The following is a 19,554-nucleotide window of genomic DNA, read 5'->3' as shown; positions in this document are numbered from 1 at the left end:
GTGCAGTGGAGGGAGGGCTCACGGCCGGGCAGCGGCCGCAGCGGATTCAAGCGCATGTACTCGCGCTTCGTGGCCCTGCGGATCAGGCCCGCCGGACGTGAGATCCGCAAAACCACGGCCACCGCCGAGCTTCCGGTCCGCTGGCTGCTGGCCGAATGGCCCGCCGGCCAGGACGAACCCGTGCAGTTCTGGCTCTCCAACCTGCCCGAGACCACCCCGCTGCCCGTCCTCGTGCGCACCGCGAAGCTCCGCTGGCGCATCGAGAACGACTACCGCGAGATGAAACAGGCCCTGGGCCTGGCCCACTTCGAAGGCCGGACCTGGCCAGGCTGGCACCACCACGTCACCCTCGTCTCGGTCGCCCACGCCTTCTGCACCCTCCAGCGACTGAGCCGATCCCCAAAAGAGACGGCGTCGGCCTGAGCCTCTACCGAGTCGTCCGCGAGCTGCAGATACTCCTCGCGACCTGGACCGGCGCCTGCCCCACCTGTCACCGCGACATGCCAGACCCCCTACCAACCTGACCAAGCACCACTAGCCTCGGGTGAGCCATGGCCGCAGCAGTTTGCTGACGGCGGGCATGGCGACGTAGGTCATCAGGGTGCTGAAGACGACGGCGAAGGCGGCCGTCCGCAGCACGGAGTGCAGATCGACCAGGTACGGCCCGAGCAGCGCGTTGCCAATCAGTGAGATTGGGAAGATGGCCAGCCCCGAGCTGATCGCCATTTTCCACCGCGGTGGCGCGGGCCGGGCCGTACCCGGCTTGGCGAACCAGGTCTCCATGCCGTGCAGTTCCCGGCGGGCTATCTCCGTGTGGTGGTGGCCGAGGCAGTTGGAGAACCATTCCGCCCGCTCGTCGGAGTCCTGCCAGCGCTGGAACGCTGCCTGGTTGCGGAAGCGGTGGACCAGAAACCACGGCCCTCCCTTCGCCGCGGGGCGGAAGAGCCCGTACCCGAGGTGGTCCGGGAAACGCGCGGCCGTCTCCAGGATCCCGTGGGCCCAGGCCTCGAAGGTCTCCTCGTGCCCCGGATCCACCTGCCGCGCGATGAGCAGGTTCACCTCTCCGTCGTCGGCGGGGACGGTGTACTCGCTCGTATTGGTGATGGCCATCGGGCCAGGATTACTCGTTGGTGCCGATCCTGGCCAGCAGGTCCACGATGCGGCCCTGTACGTCCGTCGCGGTGGCCCGCTCGGCGAGGAAGAGCACGCTCGCGCCCGAGGCCAGCCCTGCAGTTCGGCCGGCTCGATGCCGGTCGTCGTGCAGACGACCAGCGGGTGTGGTTCAGCTGCCCGTTGGCACGCAGCGAGTCCGCGATCCCGACCCACCGGCGGCGTACCTGCATCAGGTCCATGACCACCAGGTTGGGCCGCATCCGCGTATGGTTCTTCGCCCTGCACGAGATGTTGACCCGGACACCGCCGCAGCTGAAACGCCGGGCAGGCCGGAAGCGGGTGCTCGTGCGTCACGCGCATGTGCAACGGGAATCGGCTCTCGGGGGGTGGCCCCTTCGTCCGCCCCGGCAGGAAAGGGCGAACCGGAGAGGGACGGTTCACGGCGGATGCGCTGACTTGGACGCTCCAGCGGCGGGTGACGCCGCCCACGCGGGCTGCGCAAAGCGCGGGGGCCCCTCAGCGTAGTTCGCCGAGGGGCCCGCGCGGTTCTGTCCGGCCGGGCGCGGGAAGGTGCCGTCCCCCACTCGCTTCCCTGCCCGGCCGACAGCAATTGCGTCCCCCTCAGTGACGGGCCGTTTCGGGGGTACGCCGTACGCCGAGTACGGCCACGGCAGCGCCGACGACGCACAGCACCCCTGCCACTGTGACGGCGGTGTGGACGCCGTTCATGAACGCCTGATGGCTGCCCTCAGCGACGGCGGCCCGGAACTGTGCCGGCATGTCGCCGGAGACCGGGGCAATGCCCATGGCCACCGCGTCCTTCGCTTCGTTCAGCCCTGCCGCTGCGTCCGCGGGCACTCCGGCAGCGGTCAGTTCACCGGTCAGGGTGGAGCCGACCCGGCTGCTGATGAGTGACACGAGAACGGAGGTGCCGAGGGCGCCACCGACCTGGAGGGCGGTCGCCTGGAGCCCGCCTGCCACGCCGCCGTCCCTGACCGGAGCGTTCCCCACGATGGCATCGGACGAGGACGCCATCACCATGCCCACGCCCAGGCCCAGTGCGACGAACGGCGGCCACATCGCGGCATACGAGGAGTCCGCGCTCCAGCCGAGCATGGCGAAACAGGCGATCGCCTGCAATGCCATGCCCAGCGGCATCGTCAGCCGGGGGCCGAACCTGTCGGTGAGCATCGCACCCAGGGGGGAGGCCACGACCGAGGCCAGACTCAGCGGCAGGGTGCGCACCCCCGCTTCGACGGGCGAGAAGCCGCGTACGTTCTGCAGGTAGATCATGGCGAAGAAGATGATGCCGAGCAGCACGAAGAAATTGAGCGCGGTGACGAACGTGCCGACGGTCAGTGCCGGGTTCCGGAACAGCCGCATGGGCAGCAACGGCGAGGCGACGCGCGTCTCCGCGAAGCCGAAGACCAGCAGGAGCACCACACCGGCCGAGATCGCACCCAGGGTGCCGAACGAGGTCCAGCCCCAGGTCTCGCCCTTGACCACCCCGAAAACAACGGCGAGCAGGCCGAGAGCCAGCAGGACGACGCCGACGATGTCGAACTTCTCGTTGGCGGAGCCGGTGTTCCTGGTCTGCGGAAGGACCGCGGCGCTGAAGGCCAGCGCGATGATGCCGATGGGAGCGTTGATGTAGAAGACGGATTCCCAGTTGACGTGTTCGACGAGCAGGCCGCCGACGATGGGGCCCAGAGCGGTGGACACCGAGGAGACCATGGCCCAGATGCCGACCGCCATGCCGAACTTCTTCGGCGGGAAGACAGCACGCAGCATGCCGAGGGTGTTGGGCATCAGCAGGGCGCCGAAGAAGCCCTGAAGGGCGCGGAAGGCGATGACGCCCTCGATGGAGCCGGCGAGCCCGATGGCGACGGAGGTCACCGTGAACCCGGCGACGCCGACAAGGTAGAAGGTGCGACGTCCGAACCGGTCACCGAGCTTGCCACCGAGAATCAAGGCGGCGGCAAGGGCCAGCAGGTAGGAGTTGGTGACCCATTGCAGGTCGGAGGTGGACGCTCCCAAGTCCTCGCCGATTGCGGGGTTGGCGATGGCCACGACCGAGCCGTCGAGGCCGACCATGAAGAGGCCGAAGGCTACGGCGATCAGCGTCAGCCACGGATTGGCCCGGAAGCCGTCGAACCGGTTCGAGGGCGGCGAGTGAGTCGCCGGGACATGCGGGTTAAGGGTGCCGGAGGGCATGGAGGAGCCATTTCTTACGTCAGGGAACGTCAGGGAAGGCGTGGACGGCATGGGCCTGGTCCACGACAGGGGAAATGACGCACGAACCGGAACATGGACGTCTGGCGTGCGTGGGAATCCGACCCCGCAGCGCACCCCCGGGCCTCTGGAGGTCCGGGGGTGCGACTAGCCGGCAGGGTGGTGAAGGTGCAGGCTGAGGGTGTGCAGCGCGCCCAGGGCAGAGCCGAGGGCACCCCGTTCGCCGTCGGTCATGGCGAGCAGCGCCTGCGTGACATGGGCGCACATGAGGCGATCGGCCTCGGCGACGCGCTGCTGCGCGGTCGCGGTGACGTACAGGTGCGCGACGCGCTTGTCGGCGGGGTCCTGCCGGCGCTCCAGCAGCCCCCGCTCGGTCAGCTGCGAGACCAGCGCGCTGACGTTGTTCGGTTTCATCAGCAGCGCCTGAGCCGTCTGGCGCACGGTGACGCCCTCGTTCGCCTGCACGTACCGGAGCAGCGCGAGCTGGCCCTCGGGAGGCTTGGGGTGCGGGAACTCCTGGCCGATGCGCCGGTCGAGAGCCCGGGACAGCGCGGGCAGGCATGCCACGAGGCCGGTGGCCATGTGGTCGATGTCCTGCGCGGACGCGCTGAGCTGGGGCATGGCAACAAGGTAGGTATTAAGGGATACCTATGTCAAAATACCTTCTGATGCAGGTGGGGTAAGGCCGGGCGTCTCCGGTGCGGAGGAGGCCTCAGCGGGAGCCCTCTTTGCCGCACTCACGACACGGTCCACGCCACCGGAACGGAACGGCCGCGCAGCCCGGGGTCAGCGCCGAGCCATGCTGGATCGGCGCACGACGAGCTCTGGTTGCAGCACGATGCCGGAGTGTTGATGGGGGCCGTCCGGCTGGGTGGGTTCGATCTCCCGCAGCAGGAGCTCGGTGGCGAGACTGCCGATCTCTTCGGCCGGGTGTCGTACCGAGGTCAAGGGGATGAGGCTGGCTTCCGCGAACTCGATGTCGTCATAGCCGACGACGGCCAGGTCGTCCGGGACACGGATGCCTGCGTCGAAGACGCTTGCATCACGCCCAGGGCCAGCAGATCGTTCGCGCAGAAGACGGCGGTCGGCCTGGGCTGCAGACCGATGAGCCGTGCTCCCGCGTCCCGGCCGGCACCGACGTCCAGCCTCGTCGCCGCGATGTCGACAATGGCGTCGGCACCCAGCCCCGACTCCTCCACCGCGCGGACAAGCCCCGTGCGCCGGTCCTGGGCCTGTTGGGGATGGTCGGGGCCGTGGACGTGGGCGCTACGTCGGTGACCGCCGGCCACCAGATGCCGACCGGCGAGCAGACCTCCGAGGACATCGTCGGCGGCCACGGAACGGGCTTCCTGGGGGTCGACCGCACGGTCGACGACGACGAACGGAAGTACCCCTCAGTTCTCCTCCCCCCCCACAGGAGGGAGGGGAACTGCGGCCCGGGCCGTTCAGGCGCGTATGGTGGGCTGTCTGCGTAGCCGCACGAGCCCGTGGTTCTCACACCCCGCACTCGACATCGCCCAGCCGAGGACTTCGGTCAGCCAAGCCAGTGCCTCGATCGACCACTCGCGGACGGTGCAGTCGACCTGGCCGAGGAACTCCAGCGGTACGTAGGGAGATCCTCGGAATTCGACCGGCCCCGGCGCGGGTCGGTCGCTTACTGCCAGTATGGCTGCGTCACCGAGCCATGTTTGAGCCGTCGCGGCCACGTCGGCCACGTCGGCACTTTCGCCACCCTCGCCGGCCGAGGTGTACAGCTCGATGCCGGTCACTTCCGCCCGGTCCGGGTCGGAGAACTCGAACCAGTCGCGGTCGTAGGCGAACTCCATCGGGTCACGGGGGAACCGACCCAGCGGGATGAGGAAGTCACCCTCATCGATCCGCGGTGTGCCGACCTTCCTGAGAACCCGGTCGAGCACGGCCCCGATCGGCTGCAGTGGAAGTCTGCCCGGTGCCGATTCGGCAGTGTCGACCTGCAGCCAGATCAGTTCGGGTGCGTCGGAGCTTCCGGTCCACGAGTCGCCCGCGTCGTGATGGCTCCAGCTGACCCGGGGTGATTCCTTCGACCCGTGGAACTCCGTCAGGCCCTGCATGACGCCCTGTCTGATGATCAGGCTGAACGCGTCGTCGTCCCGGCCGTCCGCGTACAGCCGGTCGGCCCACTCGTGAAGTTCGATCGAGCCCGTGAGGCTGACGATCAGTGTCGCATCCATACCGGTCAAAAGAATCACCTACCGACTAGGCCCGGGGCATGCAGGGGTACGACTGCGGCGCCGTCACGGCCTGCTCGTTGCTGTCGGCGTGACCGGTGAGGTCAACGTCGATCCGCGTGCGGTACGTCCACTTCGCACCCGGAGCGACTGGGCCCTGAGCGCACACCATGCGTGCCGTCGCCCGTCCCTTGCTGCCACCGCCGGGGTACGCGTTCTTCTTCACGCCCGAGCCGACCACGCGCCAGCCCTTCCCGGACTTCACCTCAAGCCAGATGGAGATATTGGCCTTGGTGGCTTTGGTCGTCCCCTTGATCCACCATCCGTGACCGGACATCGCCGCAGGAGACCCTGGCTTCGAGGTCGAGTAGTGAACCTTGTCGCCGGTCGTCACGAAGAGACCGATGGGCGCGGCCGCGGTGGAAGGGGAGCCTTCGACGCTGGGTGCGGCCTCGACCGCGGGGCTCGGCTTCGGCGCAGCAAGCTGCTCCGCGCTCGCCGTGGCGAAGGACGATCCGACGAGCGAGGCAGCCGCGAGTGAGCTGACGAGAGCCAACCGACTGACGCGCATGTATCCCCCGGATAGGAAACGTATCCGCTGGTCGTGCGGACACTGCGCTGACGCTAACACCCCTGCGGAGGTCGTGTTACGAATTGGTGCGTGATAGCGGATTATGACGTGTTTGTCCTGTCGAACGCCCTTTTCAGGCGGTGGTGGCGCGGTCGGATACGAGGGTGGCGATGCTTGGTAGGTGTCGGGCAGGCACTCGCGGCGGTGGGTCCAACGCGTCAGTTGTTTCCAGCGTTTGTGGTCGGCGAGGGCGTGTGCGACGGTGATGCGGCGTGAAGAATGCTCGTGCCGTTGGCGTGCTCTGGATTCGACGAAGGGCGGTATCGCTCCCGGTCGCAGTTTGTGACGGTGGCCTTCATCGTGTGTTGTGCTTCTTCTTGCCCGACACGAATGCGCGCCGTCCGCCCTGACCCGCGACCGGCCGGCGGACCTGCACCTCGGTGGCGTCCAGACGCAGCTGCACGCCTTCGGCCTGTGCGTAGGCGAACACGTCCTCCAATGTGCGCAGTCGCAGGCCAGGACGGTCAAGGACGGCAGACCCGCCGCGTCGCGAGCAGGCGTCGCACCTCACCGACAGCCCGGGTCACGGTGGAACGGTCCACGCCGAAGAGCAGAGCCAGGACCGAGTGCGGCGAGTCGTGGCGAAGATGAATCAGCGTGGCCACCAACCGTTCCACGAAGACAAGCCGGTGACGGGCACCAGCACCCGGCGCACGCTTGCGCTCTCCACCCCTCGCATGGCGCCGGCGCCCTTCGACACCGGCCGTCCACGGCCCGACCAACTCGGCGACGAGCGACGCTAGATGCTCTAAGGACATCGCGGATCAGGCTCCGTACTGACACAGGGGCCCTCGTGGTATCCCAACGCCGCGCGGTTCAAAGGACGCCGAAGCGGCCTCAGATGACGGTGTCCATGACAAGCTGGCTCTGGCAAGATTTTCGTAGCCGGAGATTGTCTCGGTGAGATGGTCGACTGGTCGGCATAGCGTCGTCGAGGTGTGCGATGAGGACGACGCGGTGACTGGGAAGCCGTCGGCCGGTCCTGGCTGCGCGCCGACGACCATCGGGGAGATCAGCGCGGCGGAGACGTCCGGGTCCGAAGGCGGGCTGTGAGGGCGTCGCCCAGGGCCATGTCCGCCGGGCCTGGGGGGTCAATCCGGAGCTGGTCGGCCAGGTCGCCGACGTGCAGATGGACTGCGGCCTCCAGGAGCTGGGCGTAGGCGTCCGTGCCGGTGCGGATGCGGCGCCTGGCGACCAGCGCGAGCGCCACGGCCAACGGAGCGGCGGGCCACCACCACATGGTCAGCGGGGCGTACATCAGCGCCCACCCGGACAGCGTGCCCGCGCGGGTCAGCGCCTGTTCAGCGACGGTGATCTCGGCGCGAGCGGTTTCGGGCAGGGTCAGCCACAAGTGCGGCCACACCAGGGGCAGATCCACGTGATGGTCGCGTTCCAGGCGGACGACCACGGAGTGCAGGCGGTCGCCGCTCCAGGTGGGCCGGTCTGGTTCCTCGGCGGCGACGCGGAGCAACGCCCGGTGCAGGGCATGCCGGACGGCGGGGTCGGCGCGTCGGCCACTGCGCGCCAACTCCAAAGCATCGCAGTCCAGTTGCCGACGGTAGCGGGCGGCGATAGAGGTCCAGCGGGCACGGCGGCGGGCAACCAGGGCGCGAGCTCCCCGGCGCAGCGGACACGGCCAGGAGTGCCAGTCGGCGGCCAATACGGTGCGTTGCACCAGCGTGCCCGCGCCCTGCGCGGCAAGTCCGGCGGCCGCCGCGGCCGCGAGGACCGCGCCGAGCAGGACGACCTGCCCGCCGACCGTACTCGCCGCGGGCTCCTCGGCCCACCCCGAGACACGGGAGACGAGCAGTCGGCGGTCAAGGGCGTGGGCCTGGCCGAGGGTGTGTGCGGCGGTCGCGACGGCCAGGAAGAGGGCTCCGGGCAGCACCAGAAGCGTCAGCCAACGCTCGGCGAGCTTCTGCCCCAGGGCAGTGAGGAATCCGCCCACCGCTATAGCCGTTCGCGGCGCAACGGCTGACCGGTGATGCGGCACCCGGCCGGATCCTGAGCGTCCGGCCAGGCATGGCGTGCGCACTGCGCGGTGGGGCATAACAGCAGCCAGTCGTCGGGATGTTGGGCGCCGACCCCGATCGGGAACAGGCCACGCTCCTGACCGCGCACCCCCTTCGCGTCCCCGGCGAACAGCAGCGCCTCGTGCAGCGCGTCTAGCGGCGCGGAGGGATCCTGCCCGGCGCGCACTGCCGCCACCACCCGCTCCAACGGCTCGGCGCCCTGCGGTCCGTAAGCCTGGAGATCCTCGCGCATCCGGTCCAGCTGGGAGCACACGTAGGCGATGTCGTCGCCCGTGCCCCCGGTCCGCGCGTCGTGCCGGTCGTACATCGCATCCCCCGATCGCCGAAGCCCGCTCCGGCGGAACTGGAAGCGGACCTGTGCCGTCATGATGTGGGAGAAAGACCACACCGGGCAACCTTCAGTTCCGGTACCTCGTGACCGTTCGGCCGCCGCAGGGAGCACGAATGAGTGTGCGTGACGCATTATTGGAGTCGATCCGCGCGAGGCTCAGCGAGGTGGTGGTCACCGGTGACCGATCGCCCGTCATGGAACAGGCCGCGATCGGCGATGCCATGAAACTCATGCAGTACGGGGTGAACGAGACGGTGGTGGACGCGGACGTCCTGGTCGCCCTGGGATGGTTCTACTTCTGGCGCTCCCAGGAGCTTCCCGAGCCGCGTGCCGAGGCGGAGCGTGGGGTCGCGCTCCAGCTTCTCGCGATCCCGTTCGTCGGCGGCGAGCAATTGCTCCCGGAACCACTGCTGTTGCCCCTGGCCGAGTCGGCGATCCCCGGAGCCACCAAGATGCTCGTACGCACCCTGCGGACGCCCGTGGGCGTGCGGGACGCGGCCCTTACCGTGGCGGTGTGGAGCCGGATCACCCTGCACCTGCCGGAGGACCACGTGGCGTATTACTCGGGCCTGGGCAACCTGGGCCTGGCCTGGCGGCGCAGGTGGGAGATCGCGGGCGATCCCGTCGACCTGAACTGTGCTGTGGAGGTCGCCCGCGAGATCGCCGAAACCCTGCCCGCCTGCCGGCCAGGTCGGGCCACCTACTGGTTCCACCTCAGCACCGCCCTGCACCTGCGCTTCGAACAGGGAGAGGACGTCGAGGACCTAGACGACGCCGTCGAGGCCGGTCGCGAGGCTGTCCGTACCGCGACGGATGACGACCGCGACCGCTGCCTCTACCTGACGGGCCTGTCCAAGGTGCTGCTGACCCGCTACGCCCGCACGGGAGACCGCCTCGACTTGGGCGCGGCACTTCAGACCGCCGGTGAGGCCATCGCGCAGGCGCCCGAGCGGCATCCCGACCACACCATGCTCCTAACCAACCACGCCAACGCGCTTCTCGCGCGGTACGCGACCTACCTGGAGGCCGACGACATCGTGGAGGCGGCACGGACCAACCGCTTCGTTGTCCGGATCGCGCCGCGCACCCATTTCGAATATGCCCGCTACCTCTCCAACGCCTGCGAGGTGCTGCGGCTGCTCTTCGCGCACACCAAGAAGCCCCAGGACGTGAACGAGGCGATCGAGTACGGCTACCGTGCGGTGCGGGCCACTCCCGCCGGTGAGCCCGAGCGGAGCACATACCAGATCGGGCTCGTCCAGGCGCTGCGGGACCGCTTCGACGCTCTGGGTGACTTCGGCGACCTTGATGAAGCGGTGACGGTCTGCCGTGCGGCGGCCCGGGGCGCGGCCCAACTCGACCACCCGGACCAGGCGATGGTCATGAGTGTGCTGGGGAGCGTGCTGCAACAGCGGTACGAGCGCGACGGCACGAGCGAGGACCGTGACGAGGCGTTGGGGGTGTGGGAACGCACCGTCGCGATGAGGACGGCCCTGCCGCTGTTGCGGGTCGGCACCGCCCGGCTGGCGGCCGAGCTGGCCGCGCCGTCCGAGCCCGGGCGCGCGGCCCGGTTCCTCGAGCAGGCCATCCTGCTGCTGCCCGAGGTGGCCCCGCGCCGACTGCGCCGAGGCGACCAGCAGTGCGCACTGGGCGTCCACGGCGACCGGCTCACCGCGGACGCGATCGCGTTTGCCCTGTCCGACACCGGGGTGTCCGCACCGGAGCGGGCCTCGAGAGCGCTCCGCCTCGCGGAGGCCGGACGCGCGATCCTGCTCGCCCAGTCCCTCGACATCCGGGGCGACGTGACCGAGCTGCGGGTACAACACCCGGAACTGGCGGAAGAGTTCGTCGACCTGCGCGACCGGCTCGATGAGGACACCGACACGGTCGGAGCGTCGGCCGCCGTGCCGGGGGCACCCTCGCACTCCGCACGCTTGAGGCTGGCCAAAGAGATGGAGGTGATCCTGGGCCGCATCCGCGCCCACGACGGCTTCGCCCGCTTCGGGCTGCCTCCTACTTTCGACGAACTGGCCGCGCAGGCCGACCGCGGCCCCGTCGTCACCCTCAACGTGAGCCGCCACCGCAGCGACGCTCTGATCCTCACCCCGGACGGCGTCACCGCCTGCCCCCTTCCGGCGCTGGCGTACGAGGAAGTCGCCGGCCGGATCGGCCAGTTCCACCTCGCCCTGGTCGCGGCGACCGCCCCCGACGCCGACCGAATCGCCGCCCAGCGCATGCTGCACGAGGTACTGGAATGGCTATGGGAGGCGGCCGCCGAACCCGTCCTGACCGCACTCGATGCCCTGGGTCAACTCCCCGACGGGCAGGACACGTTGCCCCACGTGTGGTGGGCGCCGGGCGGGATGCTCGGCCTGCTGCCCCTGCACGCGGCCGGGTTTCACCGGGACCCCGGCCGCGTGCACGGCCAGCGCACCGTGCTCGACCGCGTCGTCTCCTCCTACACCCCGACCATCCGCGCCCTGCGCCACGCCCGCGCCCGCCGCCCCGCCGCCACCGACCGGCCGCGGCCCCTGATCGTCTCCATGTCGACCACACCCGGCCACGCGCCCCTGCCGCACGCGGCCCGGGAGACCGACCGGCTCCGGGCCGTGCTCAAGGACCCGGTCGTCCTCAGCGCGTCAGGGGAACGGCCCGCGACGGCGGCCACCGTCCTTGCCCAACTTGAGCACTGCACCATTGCCCACTTCGCCTGCCACGGCGTCACCGAGTTGACCGACCCCTCGCAGAGCAAGCTACTCCTCCAGGACCACGCCGAGACGCCGCTGACGGTCTCCGCGCTGTCCCGGGCCGACCTCGCCCACGCCCAGCTGGCCTATCTCTCCGCCTGCCGCACCGCGCACCCCGGCAACCCCCGACTGCTCGGCGAGGCCATCCACCTCACCAGCGCCTGCCAACTCGCAGGCTTCTCCCACGTCATCGGCACGATGTGGACCATCGACGACCGCCTGGCCGCCGTCTTCGCCGAGTCCTTCTACACCCACCTGGCCGACGGCCCGACCGGCACGCCCGTTCCTGCACGGGCCGCAACGGCTCTGCACCGAACCGTCAAAGAGACGCGCGACCGCTTCCCGGCCACACCGTCCCTCTGGGCGGGCTATCTCCACTCCGGCGCCTAGCGTCCTGGTGTCGGCGTACGGGCTCAGGAGCTGTCCGGCCGGCGGACGGCGTCACGCGGCCCCCCTCGAAGTGGCCATCCCGTTCTCAAGCTCTGGAGGCCGGGACGCTACCCTCGCGGGGTGACGCAGCAACCCATGCCCGACGCACGGAGGCCCGCGAGCGGCGGCTCCAAGGCCGCCGCTCGCAACCGGGCCGCGCTCATCGCCGCAGCCCGGGAGGTTTACGCGGAGCAGGGGCTGGACGCACCGCTGTCCGCGATCGCGCGTCGGGCCGGGGTCGGGCAGGGCGTGCTCTACCGGCACTTTCCCGGCCGGGCCGCCGTGGCCACCGCAGTGCTGGATGAGAACGTCCGGCAGATCGAGGAAGCGGCGGCGCGCAACTTGGACCTGGCCGGAGTCCTGGGCGTGGTGACCTGGCACCTGACGGAGTCGGCGGCCTTCATCAGTGTTCTTCACAGCGACGGGAAGGCCAATGCCTCCGAGGCCCCCGCGTACGCTCTGGCACTGTCCCAGCGGGTCGAACGGGCCCTGCGCTCGCGCCTGCCTCAAGACCATCCGCTCGCCGCCGAGCCGGACGATCTGATGATCGCCGTCGGCATGATCTCGGGGGCCGTCACCGGTCCCACCCGCAAGCACCGGGAACGCCGGGCGCGGGCAGCCTGGCGGTTGCTCGGCGTCGAGGTGGGGCCGGTGCAGCCTTTCGAGGAGTGAGCAGGGCGGGGGCGCCAGTAGCCGCCGTCGGGCCGGCGGATGCTGCTGGTCGAGGCGCCGAAGGCGTACAGGCTGCCCTTCCCGGAAACTGATGGGCATATGCGCCCCGGTCTCTCGGGGGCGGCGGCGGCAAGGTCACGTGAGGCCGGCCGCCACAACGGCCAGCGCAGTCCGCACGGACGCTGCGGCATCGGCCTGAGCCGTCATGGGAGCGGTGTCGGGGCCTGCCCCTCCGAAGGCCTGATGCTCGACCGCAGCTCGCAGCGCGGCGTTGAGCATGGCAGCCCACAGAGTCGGACGTATGTCGTCCAAGGGCAGGCGGGCGCGCTCTGCGAGAGCTCGCGCGAACGCGGGCTCCGCTTCGTCGTGGGCCTGCAGCCAGACCGCGCGCAGTCCGGGTTCGGTGCGGGAGAGGCGCAGCAGGGCGCCGACATCGGGACCGAGCAGGACCACATCGGTGGTCCACACCTGATCGAAGGCTTCGTGCAGAGGCCGCTCGGGGCTCCACTGCCGCAACGCGGTGGCGATCGCGTCGATGCGGGAGGAGAACAGCGGCCGGACGCAGCTCTCCTTCGTGGGGAAGTAGCGCCAGACAGTGCGTGCCGACACACCGACGGCGCGCCCGATCTGGTCGCCCGTCGTGGCGGCCACGCCCTGGGTGATGAACAGGTCGAAGGCGGCCCGGGCGATCTCCAGCCGAATGGTGGCCTTGCGCTCCTCGGTCAGCGGTGGTCGCCCTGTCCGTGCCCGGTCTGCGGCCATCTCCCCTCCCACACGGGTGATCTGTGGCATATCCATGGTCCACCGAGAGTTTATGTCACTCAGGGACGTTAAGGGTTACGGTGCTGCCGCGGTGTGACACGGCACCGCATCGGCACTTTTGAACGGAGCACTTCATGACCGTCGGACGGAACGGACGCAGCGTGATCGTCACCGGAGCGGGGTCGGGGATCGGACGGGCTGCTGCGCTCGCCTTCGCCGCACAGGGGGACCGTGTCGTGGTGGCGGACCTCAACGCCGAAGCGGCCGACTCGGTCGTCAGGGACATCGAACAGGCGGGCGGCACGGCCGTGGCCGTCACGGGCGACCTGAGCGATCAGGCCGTCGTGGGCCGGGTGACGGCTATGGCCGTGGAGAGGTTCGGCGGCGTGGACGTCCTGGTGAACAACGCCGGGATCATGGACAGCATGTCGGCCCTGGCCGACGTGAGTGACGCCGAGTGGGAGCGGGTGATCCGCGTCAACCTGACCGCGCCCTTCCTCCTCGCTCGCGCTGTGCTCCCGCACATGCTGGCCAAGGGGCGGGGAGCCATCGTGAACACTGCCTCTGAGGCGTCCCTGCGCGGTAGCGCGGCGGGCGCCGCCTACACGGCCTCCAAGCACGGCGTGATCGGCCTGACGAAGTCGCTGGCGGTGATGTACCGCAAGAACGGTCTCCGTGCCAACGCCATCTGTCCGGGCGGCACCGCGACCGCCATATCGCTGCAAGCCGACCGGACCGCACACGGTCCCACAGCGCTCGGCCCGCACTTCGTCAATCTCGGCCGCATATCGCAGCCGGAAGAACAGGCCGCAGCGATCCTGTTCCTCGCCTCGGACGCTGCGAGCAACATAAACGGCGCGGTTCTTCCCGTCGATGACGGTTGGTCCGCTGTCTGACACGGCGCCGCCAATCGCCGTCCGGCCCAGGGCCGCGCACGCCTTTCCACAGGCCGGCGCGGCCCTCGCGTCTTCGTGTGCACAGCGAGCGACGCGCGCACCATGAACAGCCCTGCCCCCGGAGCGGCTCCTGGCACCGGTGACTGGTGAAGGCACACGCCCTACCGCGGGCACGCCCGCCTGCGGACAGTGCGAGGCGTTCCCCTACGGTTGCGGAGTCCTTCTGACCCGCAGCACTTCGCCCATGGACACCTCGCGCCACTGCTTCAACAGTGCATGGAAGGCGACGGCGCCGTGAGGATAGGCGAGGGGGCCGTTCGGCCGACCGCGCCCCTCGGCGTTGTAGTAGCCCGGAGTGCACTCGGCGTGGAACCACTCGTGGTCGGGGGCTCCTTGGGCGCACACGGCGATCCAGGTCTCCTCGGCCTCTCGGGACGGTTCGATGACCGCATCCTGGGCTTCCGCGCCGGCAACGAGTGCCGCAGCGTGAACGGCGTGTTCGTCCAGGACATGGGTGTAGTTGACGCTGCTGGTGCTCTGCACTCCGCCCATCTGGATGAGGTTGGGGAAGCCGTGGCTGGTGAAACCGTGCAGCGTGCGCGGGCCCCGCTGCCGCCACGCGTCCTGGAGGTGGACGCCGTCCCTGCCGTGGACGGGCAGCCGGCCCGAGTGTACGCCGGAGACGCCGACGGAGAACCCGGTGGCGAAGATCAGGCAGTCCAGTTCGTACTCGGTGTCACCGACGACGACGCCGTGCTCGGTCATCCGCTCGATGCCGTGGGTCTCGGCGGTGTCGACGAGGGTGACGTTGTCCCGGTTGAACGCCTGGAGGTACAGGTCGGAGAAGGCCGGGCGCTTGCAGGCGTACCGGTACCAGGGCTTGAGCTTCTCCGCCGTCGCCGGGTCGGTGACGACCTGGTCGACGCGGCTGCGGATCTCGTTCATCTTGGCGGCGTCCATGGCCTCGTAGGCCGCTTCGAAGGCCTCCCGGTCGCCCTGGCGGCGGAAGCTCGGCAGGAGCTTCTCCAGCAGGGCGGCCGACGAGGTCCAGCCGTCCGCCACCAGGTCCGCGTTGACCGGTTCGCCGGAGACGAGGCGCAGGAAGTTGTCACGGCGTTCGCTCGCCCAGCCCGGGCGGTCGGCGTCCACGTCCCGAGCGGTGGTACGGCGGTTGGCGCGCACGTCCACCGTGGAGGGAGTGCGCTGGAAGACGTAGAGGTGCCCGGCGTCCTCGGAGAGCTTCGGGACGACCTGGATCCCGGTGGCGCCGGTACCCACGACTCCCACCCGCTTGTCCGCGAGGCGGGTCAGACCGCCGTCCGGTGTGCCGCCGGTGTAGCCGTAGTCCCAGCGCGAGGTGTGGAAGGTGTGGCCCTTGAACTTCTCGATGCCGGGGATGCCGGGCAGCTTCAGTTCGGACAAGGTACCTGTGGCCGTGACGACGTATGTGGCTTGGAACTTGTCACCCCGGTCGGTCGTCACGATCCAGGTGTCACTCGTCTCGTCCCAGACGAGGGAGGTCACGGACGTCGAGAAGAGGGCATCCGCGCAGAGGCCGAACTTCTCGGCGATGCGTACCGCGTGGCGGCGGATCTCCTCACCAGGTGCGTACTTCCACTCGGGCACGTAGCCGGTCTCGTCGAGCATCGGCAAATATACGTGGGACTCGATGTCGCAGTGAATGCCCGGGTAACGGTTCCAGTACCACGTTCCCCCGAAGTCACCGCCCTTCTCGATCACGCGAACGTGCTCTATCCCCTGCTGTCGCAACCGGGCGCCCGCGAGGATGCCTCCGAAGCCGCCTCCGACGACCGCGACGTCCACACGGTCCCGTACCGGCTCGCGTTCGGCCGACTCCGACGACGCGTAAGGGTCGGCGGCGTAGTAGCTGAACTCGGCATGGGCGCCGAGGTACTGCCCGGTGCCGTCGGGTCGTACACGCCGCTCCCGCTCGATTCGGTAGCGCTCCCTGAGCTCGGCGAGTGCCTGGGGGGACAGCTTTTGTGAGTGGGCCATGTGAGGGGCCTCGTTCCTTCCGGTTCGCAGCACGAAAGCCGCTTGTCCCACGAACTGGTGCTCGCAGCATGGGGACTTGAGTGGCCATCCGCTACCGTAGCAACAACCGGACACTGTTGTCCGGTTGGCATGGGGTTGCCTCCGCTTGCTTTCGGACAGAAGGAATGATTCGCATGCGCCAACGCTCAATCAGGATTTTCACTGCTCTGTGCGGCCTCATGGCCCTGACGGGGTGCGGTACCCAGACCGGAGCTACCCCGGCAGCCCCTCAGGACGGGCCCAGGACCATCCGCGCACAGCAGGTCATGCGCCTGACGGAGGTCCACGCCCAGACCGGGATGACCCTGCTGGAGGGTCCGGTCTTCGACGAGGAGGGCAAGCTGCTCGTGGTCGACGTCACCGCCCCGGCAGGCGAACCGAAGGTGCTGCGTGTGGATGTCCGGAAGAAGACGTCGCAGCAGGTGCACACCGACGAGCGGGGTACGTACACCTCGGCCCAGTTCAGCCCGTACGACGGACGGCTCTACCTGACCGACTTCTCCCACGGCGCCATCCTCAGCCTCGCCCCGGACGGCATAGATGCGCGGACCTTCTTCTCCGGCGAGGTCGACGGCACACCGATGCACCCTGACGACCTCGCCTTCGACCGGGAGGGCAACCTGTACCTCAGCGACTCACGCGGCATGTCCGAGGGCGAGGCGAAGGGGCGCGTGGTGCGGATCGACCGCACAGGGAAGGACGCCACCGTCCTGGCCGACGGCCTCTCCGCGCCGAACGGCATCTCCTTCGACGCCAACTACCGCGGCCTGTGGTTCAGCGAACTGACGCAGAACCGCATCTCCTACCTCCTTCTGGACGGGAAGGGTTCCGTGGCCTCGCGGCACACCGCCGTCCGGGTCGACGGCGGGATCGCCCAGACCGACTCGATCGCGGTGGACGCGGACGGCAACCTCTATCAGGGGCTGCACGGTCGGCCCGCGATGGAGGTGTACAGCAAGCACGGCGAACACCTGGCGACCGTGCAAGTCCCGGCCCGTGCCGCCAAAGGGCTGGAGTCGGCGACCAACGTGGCCATCACGCCCGGAGGTACGCGGGCGTACATGACCGTCAGCGGGCCGGGCGGCGGTCACCTGTACACCTTCGACGCGCTGGCGGAGGGCATCCGCCAGTCGAACGGCGGCTGACCCAGTCATCCCTTCACAGGGCCGCACAGGTCTCACCTCAACGCCCCACAGCCGCCACCACCAGCGCCGGCGAACGTGCGCCACAGTGACCGAAGCGAAGACCGGTCATTCTTGACAGGAGGCGCTGGGATACAGACTCTCTGTTTTGTCGGGCACCGCCGGGGGATGATCCTCTTCGGGTCCGCGCCGTGCGGGCCTCCATCGTGAGAGGCATTGAGCATGGCAACGGGAACCGTGAAGTGGTTCAACGCGGAAAAGGGCTTCGGCTTCATCGAGCAGGACGGCGGAGGCCCCGACGTCTTCGCCCACTACTCCAACATCAACGCCTCCGGCTTCCGTGAACTCCAGGAAGGCCAGAAGGTCTCCTTCGACATCACGCAGGGCCAGAAGGGCCCCCAGGCAGAGAACATCACCCCCGCCTGACCCTTCCCACCTGCGAACAGGACCGAAGGAAGCGCGTCCAAGGGACTGCTGTACGTCTCGGACGGCCTGTCGGTCTCGGTACAGGCCTTCCACGGCACGAGGTCACCGGGGCTGGCGCGTCAGGCGACCGGGAGGGGCCGGGACCCTCACGACCTGCGGAGCCGCCTCCCGTGCCAGCACCAACCCCGACGGCTGCCGGAGAAGCGGGACTCGACTCCTCCCGGCACCCCGGAACGCACGACGGCCGCGCTGTCCCCCGCCGAACGAGTGGGGAGCGCGGCCGCGCCGGGGCCGGTGAGAAGTCACAGTCAGCAAGAGTGCAACGCTTCACCGGACGCTCGTCCTGCGGGGCGCAGGGTCAGTTGTTCATGTCCTTGTTGAAGTCCTTCTCGCATGCGGTGCGCTCGCTCTGCGTCTTCGCCTTGCTGGCACACTCCTCGAAGCTCTTGAACTCGGTCGAGTTGAGGAACGAGACACCCATCGCGATGATCACGATCGAGCCAATGATGCCGGCGGCGCCGAGCCCCGCACCGATGACGGCCATCTTGCCGTTCGGAGCCCTCCCGCCGCGTGCCTTGCGTGCGGCGATGATGCCGAGAATCACTGCCACCACGCCCAGCAGGATTCCGCCGAAGACGGTCCAGAAGGTGAGAGCCGCCAGGATGCCGAGGACCAGCGCCGCGATGGCCATCCCGTTCTTCTGTTGCGCCTGGTTGTGGGAGAAGGACATGCCCTCACACTCATCTCTGTATCCGATCCGACGGGTTGTCGTACGAGGCGCATGTGCCCACCCTCGGGTGCAAAATGCACCGGCACCCAGGCGTTACCGGGCCGTGACGCCGAACGGTGCGCGCGGCACGGTGAGTTGCGGCACCGGATCGGCGGGGCCGCAGCGGAGGAAGCCGAAGAGTCCGTTCTCTTCGCTTCCCCCTTCCAGCACGGCCCGCTCCCCAGCTTGCTGCCGTGCCGATCGCGTTCCTCTGTAGCCGGCGCAGGGGCTGCAGTCGCCGCCTCGGTGGTCCAGGGAGGTGTCCCACGGGCGTCACTGCCCCGGTGCCCGGGCAAGGTCACACAGCCATAGGTCGGGCACGGTCATGCGGACTCGCAACCGGTTTTCGAAGCCCGGGTCTCCACGCCTCTGGGGTCTGCCCGAGGGGCGCTCGATCTGACGGCCGGGGGCCACGTCAGGCGGGACACGCGGCCGCCGCCATGTACGGGTCGTCAGGCCGCTGCCGGATCCTGCCAAGTCTCCGACGCTGTTGGGATCTGTTCCCCAGCCAGTGGTAGCAGCGAGCGAACGACGCCTGCTGCGCCACGCCCGCAGCACCGCGGCAGGGTGTGACCTCTGCTGCCCGGCTGCACCACGCGGACACGGCCGCTATGGGCCGTGCAGCCACGCTGTCCGAACGAGCACCTGTCACATCGGGCGCTCCTTGCCGTCGGTGTCCTTCACCCTCCGCCGGAAGATGCGGGCGTGGCGGCCTGGCCGGCGCTGCAGCCAATGGCACCGTGCAGGGCGCCGCCAGGACCCTCATGGACCGGGTAACGAGACGAGGCCCTCAGCGATCCGCCCGACTGGCTCAGGACCCTCTGTCACGTCGCCCTGGGCCTCGGACAGTAGAAGCAGCGGCCGGGCAGAACACTGCCTGCCCGGCGCGCCGTTGCCTCACTGGCGTGCCGTGAGCATGGCCGATGGGCTGGTTGTCGCCTTCTCGGGTAGAGGTGGGGCATGTTCTTCGACTCCTGGTACGACATGCTGCGGGTGGCGGTCATGGCTGTGTGCGCCTATGCGGCACTGATGGTGGTGCGGCTGTCCGGTAAGCGCACGCTGGCGAAGATGAACGCCTTCGATCTGGCGGTCACCGTTGCTCTGGGCTC

General features: G+C 69.2%; 16 protein-coding genes and 3 pseudogenes. 6 read left to right on the top strand and 13 right to left on the bottom strand.

The annotated features are described in order from the left end of the window. The coding region (locus HNQ79_RS32335) for a transposase (RefSeq protein ID WP_185036555.1) at positions 1–423 on the top strand (423 nt) is incomplete at its 5' end. Positions 424–534: 111 nt separating this feature from the next. Here the strand turns inward: HNQ79_RS32335 and HNQ79_RS32330 are convergent. The 10 genes and pseudogenes from HNQ79_RS32330 to HNQ79_RS32290 form a co-directional block, all read right to left on the bottom strand. Beyond that, the gene (locus HNQ79_RS32330) at positions 535–1,110 is read right to left on the bottom strand and encodes an antibiotic biosynthesis monooxygenase (RefSeq protein WP_185036554.1); all 576 of its coding nucleotides are present in this window, start codon (positions 1,108–1,110) and stop codon (positions 535–537) included. Positions 1,111–1,120: 10 nt separating this feature from the next. Then, positions 1,121–1,379: pseudogene (locus HNQ79_RS34885) on the bottom strand (PleD family two-component system response regulator); the annotation flags it as partial. A 355-nt stretch (positions 1,380–1,734) separates the two neighbouring features. Beyond that, on the bottom strand, positions 1,735–3,327 hold the full coding sequence (locus HNQ79_RS32325) for an MFS transporter (protein ID WP_185036553.1): 1,593 nt from the start codon (positions 3,325–3,327) through the stop codon (positions 1,735–1,737). Between the two features lie 165 nt (positions 3,328–3,492). Further along, the gene (locus HNQ79_RS32320) at positions 3,493–3,966 is read right to left on the bottom strand and encodes a MarR family winged helix-turn-helix transcriptional regulator (RefSeq protein ID WP_185036552.1); all 474 of its coding nucleotides are present in this window, start codon (positions 3,964–3,966) and stop codon (positions 3,493–3,495) included. Between the two features lie 165 nt (positions 3,967–4,131). Continuing rightward, positions 4,132–4,733: pseudogene (locus HNQ79_RS32315) on the bottom strand (substrate-binding domain-containing protein); the annotation flags it as partial. A gap of 57 nt (positions 4,734–4,790) precedes the next feature. Further along, positions 4,791–5,555 carry a hypothetical protein gene (locus HNQ79_RS32310; RefSeq protein WP_185036551.1) on the bottom strand — a complete coding sequence of 255 codons (765 nt, stop codon included), beginning with the start codon at positions 5,553–5,555 and terminating at the stop codon, positions 4,791–4,793. 25 nt (positions 5,556–5,580) lie between these two features. Beyond that, a complete protein-coding gene (locus HNQ79_RS32305) occupies positions 5,581–6,123 on the bottom strand; it encodes a hypothetical protein (RefSeq protein WP_185036550.1) in 543 nt (180 codons plus the stop codon). 133 nt (positions 6,124–6,256) lie between these two features. After that, positions 6,257–6,941 (bottom strand): annotated as a pseudogene (locus HNQ79_RS32300) (helix-turn-helix domain-containing protein). Positions 6,942–7,195: 254 nt separating this feature from the next. After that, positions 7,196–8,131, bottom strand: a complete 936-nt coding sequence (locus HNQ79_RS32295) for a hypothetical protein (protein WP_185036549.1) — start codon at positions 8,129–8,131, stop codon at positions 7,196–7,198. A 2-nt stretch (positions 8,132–8,133) separates the two neighbouring features. Next, positions 8,134–8,604 carry a hypothetical protein gene (locus HNQ79_RS32290; RefSeq protein ID WP_185036548.1) on the bottom strand — a complete coding sequence of 157 codons (471 nt, stop codon included), beginning with the start codon at positions 8,602–8,604 and terminating at the stop codon, positions 8,134–8,136. 56 nt (positions 8,605–8,660) lie between these two features. On the opposite strand from HNQ79_RS32290, the gene HNQ79_RS32285 reads away from it, so the two are divergent. After that, positions 8,661–11,684, top strand: coding sequence for a CHAT domain-containing protein (locus HNQ79_RS32285; protein WP_185036547.1), 3,024 nt, complete (start codon positions 8,661–8,663; stop codon positions 11,682–11,684). A gap of 120 nt (positions 11,685–11,804) precedes the next feature. Next, positions 11,805–12,395, top strand: coding sequence for a TetR family transcriptional regulator (locus HNQ79_RS32280; RefSeq protein ID WP_185036546.1), 591 nt, complete (start codon positions 11,805–11,807; stop codon positions 12,393–12,395). A gap of 135 nt (positions 12,396–12,530) precedes the next feature. Here the strand turns inward: HNQ79_RS32280 and HNQ79_RS32275 are convergent, their stop codons facing one another. Continuing rightward, positions 12,531–13,157 (bottom strand): TetR/AcrR family transcriptional regulator, encoded by a 627-nt coding sequence (locus tag HNQ79_RS32275; RefSeq protein WP_185036545.1) that lies wholly within the window; start codon positions 13,155–13,157, stop codon positions 12,531–12,533. Between the two features lie 134 nt (positions 13,158–13,291). Here HNQ79_RS32275 and HNQ79_RS32270 point away from each other — a divergent pair, with 134 nt between their 5' ends. Then, positions 13,292–14,053 (top strand): SDR family NAD(P)-dependent oxidoreductase, encoded by a 762-nt coding sequence (locus HNQ79_RS32270; RefSeq protein WP_185036544.1) that lies wholly within the window; start codon positions 13,292–13,294, stop codon positions 14,051–14,053. 204 nt (positions 14,054–14,257) lie between these two features. On the opposite strand, the gene HNQ79_RS32265 is transcribed toward HNQ79_RS32270, so the two are convergent. Next, positions 14,258–16,069 carry a flavin-containing monooxygenase gene (locus HNQ79_RS32265; RefSeq protein WP_185036543.1) on the bottom strand — a complete coding sequence of 604 codons (1,812 nt, stop codon included), beginning with the start codon at positions 16,067–16,069 and terminating at the stop codon, positions 14,258–14,260. A gap of 173 nt (positions 16,070–16,242) precedes the next feature. On the opposite strand from HNQ79_RS32265, the gene HNQ79_RS32260 reads away from it, so the two are divergent. Both HNQ79_RS32260 and HNQ79_RS32255 read left to right on the top strand, forming a co-directional pair. After that, positions 16,243–17,253, top strand: coding sequence for an SMP-30/gluconolactonase/LRE family protein (locus HNQ79_RS32260; RefSeq protein WP_185036542.1), 1,011 nt, complete (start codon positions 16,243–16,245; stop codon positions 17,251–17,253). Positions 17,254–17,472: 219 nt separating this feature from the next. Next, positions 17,473–17,676 (top strand): cold-shock protein, encoded by a 204-nt coding sequence (locus HNQ79_RS32255; protein ID WP_185036022.1) that lies wholly within the window; start codon positions 17,473–17,475, stop codon positions 17,674–17,676. A gap of 358 nt (positions 17,677–18,034) precedes the next feature. On the opposite strand, the gene HNQ79_RS32250 is transcribed toward HNQ79_RS32255, so the two are convergent. Further along, positions 18,035–18,406 carry a DUF4190 domain-containing protein gene (locus HNQ79_RS32250; protein ID WP_185036541.1) on the bottom strand — a complete coding sequence of 124 codons (372 nt, stop codon included), beginning with the start codon at positions 18,404–18,406 and terminating at the stop codon, positions 18,035–18,037. Between the last annotated feature and the right edge of the window lie 1,148 nt (positions 18,407–19,554).

It is taken from the genome of Streptomyces candidus (assembly GCF_014207445.1).
Classification (GTDB): Bacteria; Actinomycetota; Actinomycetes; order Streptomycetales; family Streptomycetaceae; genus Streptomyces; species Streptomyces candidus.
The sequence above is the reverse complement of the archived record's forward strand: the minus strand, read 5'-3'. Positions and strand labels throughout refer to the sequence as shown.

Excerpts from the sequence above, each read along its gene's own strand:
- HNQ79_RS32330 (WP_185036554.1), bottom strand. The coding sequence starts at position 1,110 with ATGGCCATCACCAATACGAGCGAGTACACCGTCCCCGCCGACGACGGA.
- HNQ79_RS32325 (WP_185036553.1), bottom strand. The coding sequence starts at position 3,327 with ATGCCCTCCGGCACCCTTAACCCGCATGTCCCGGCGACTCACTCGCCG.
- HNQ79_RS32320 (WP_185036552.1), bottom strand. The coding sequence starts at position 3,966 with ATGCCCCAGCTCAGCGCGTCCGCGCAGGACATCGACCACATGGCCACC.
- HNQ79_RS32310 (WP_185036551.1), bottom strand. The coding sequence starts at position 5,555 with ATGGATGCGACACTGATCGTCAGCCTCACGGGCTCGATCGAACTTCAC.
- HNQ79_RS32305 (WP_185036550.1), bottom strand. The coding sequence starts at position 6,123 with ATGCGCGTCAGTCGGTTGGCTCTCGTCAGCTCACTCGCGGCTGCCTCG.
- HNQ79_RS32285 (WP_185036547.1), top strand. The coding sequence starts at position 8,661 with ATGAGTGTGCGTGACGCATTATTGGAGTCGATCCGCGCGAGGCTCAGC.
- HNQ79_RS32275 (WP_185036545.1), bottom strand. The coding sequence starts at position 13,157 with ATGGCCGCAGACCGGGCACGGACAGGGCGACCACCGCTGACCGAGGAG.
- HNQ79_RS32270 (WP_185036544.1), top strand. The coding sequence starts at position 13,292 with ATGACCGTCGGACGGAACGGACGCAGCGTGATCGTCACCGGAGCGGGG.
- HNQ79_RS32265 (WP_185036543.1), bottom strand. The coding sequence starts at position 16,069 with ATGGCCCACTCACAAAAGCTGTCCCCCCAGGCACTCGCCGAGCTCAGG.
- HNQ79_RS32260 (WP_185036542.1), top strand. The coding sequence starts at position 16,243 with ATGCGCCAACGCTCAATCAGGATTTTCACTGCTCTGTGCGGCCTCATG.
- HNQ79_RS32255 (WP_185036022.1), top strand. The coding sequence starts at position 17,473 with ATGGCAACGGGAACCGTGAAGTGGTTCAACGCGGAAAAGGGCTTCGGC.
- HNQ79_RS32250 (WP_185036541.1), bottom strand. The coding sequence starts at position 18,406 with ATGTCCTTCTCCCACAACCAGGCGCAACAGAAGAACGGGATGGCCATC.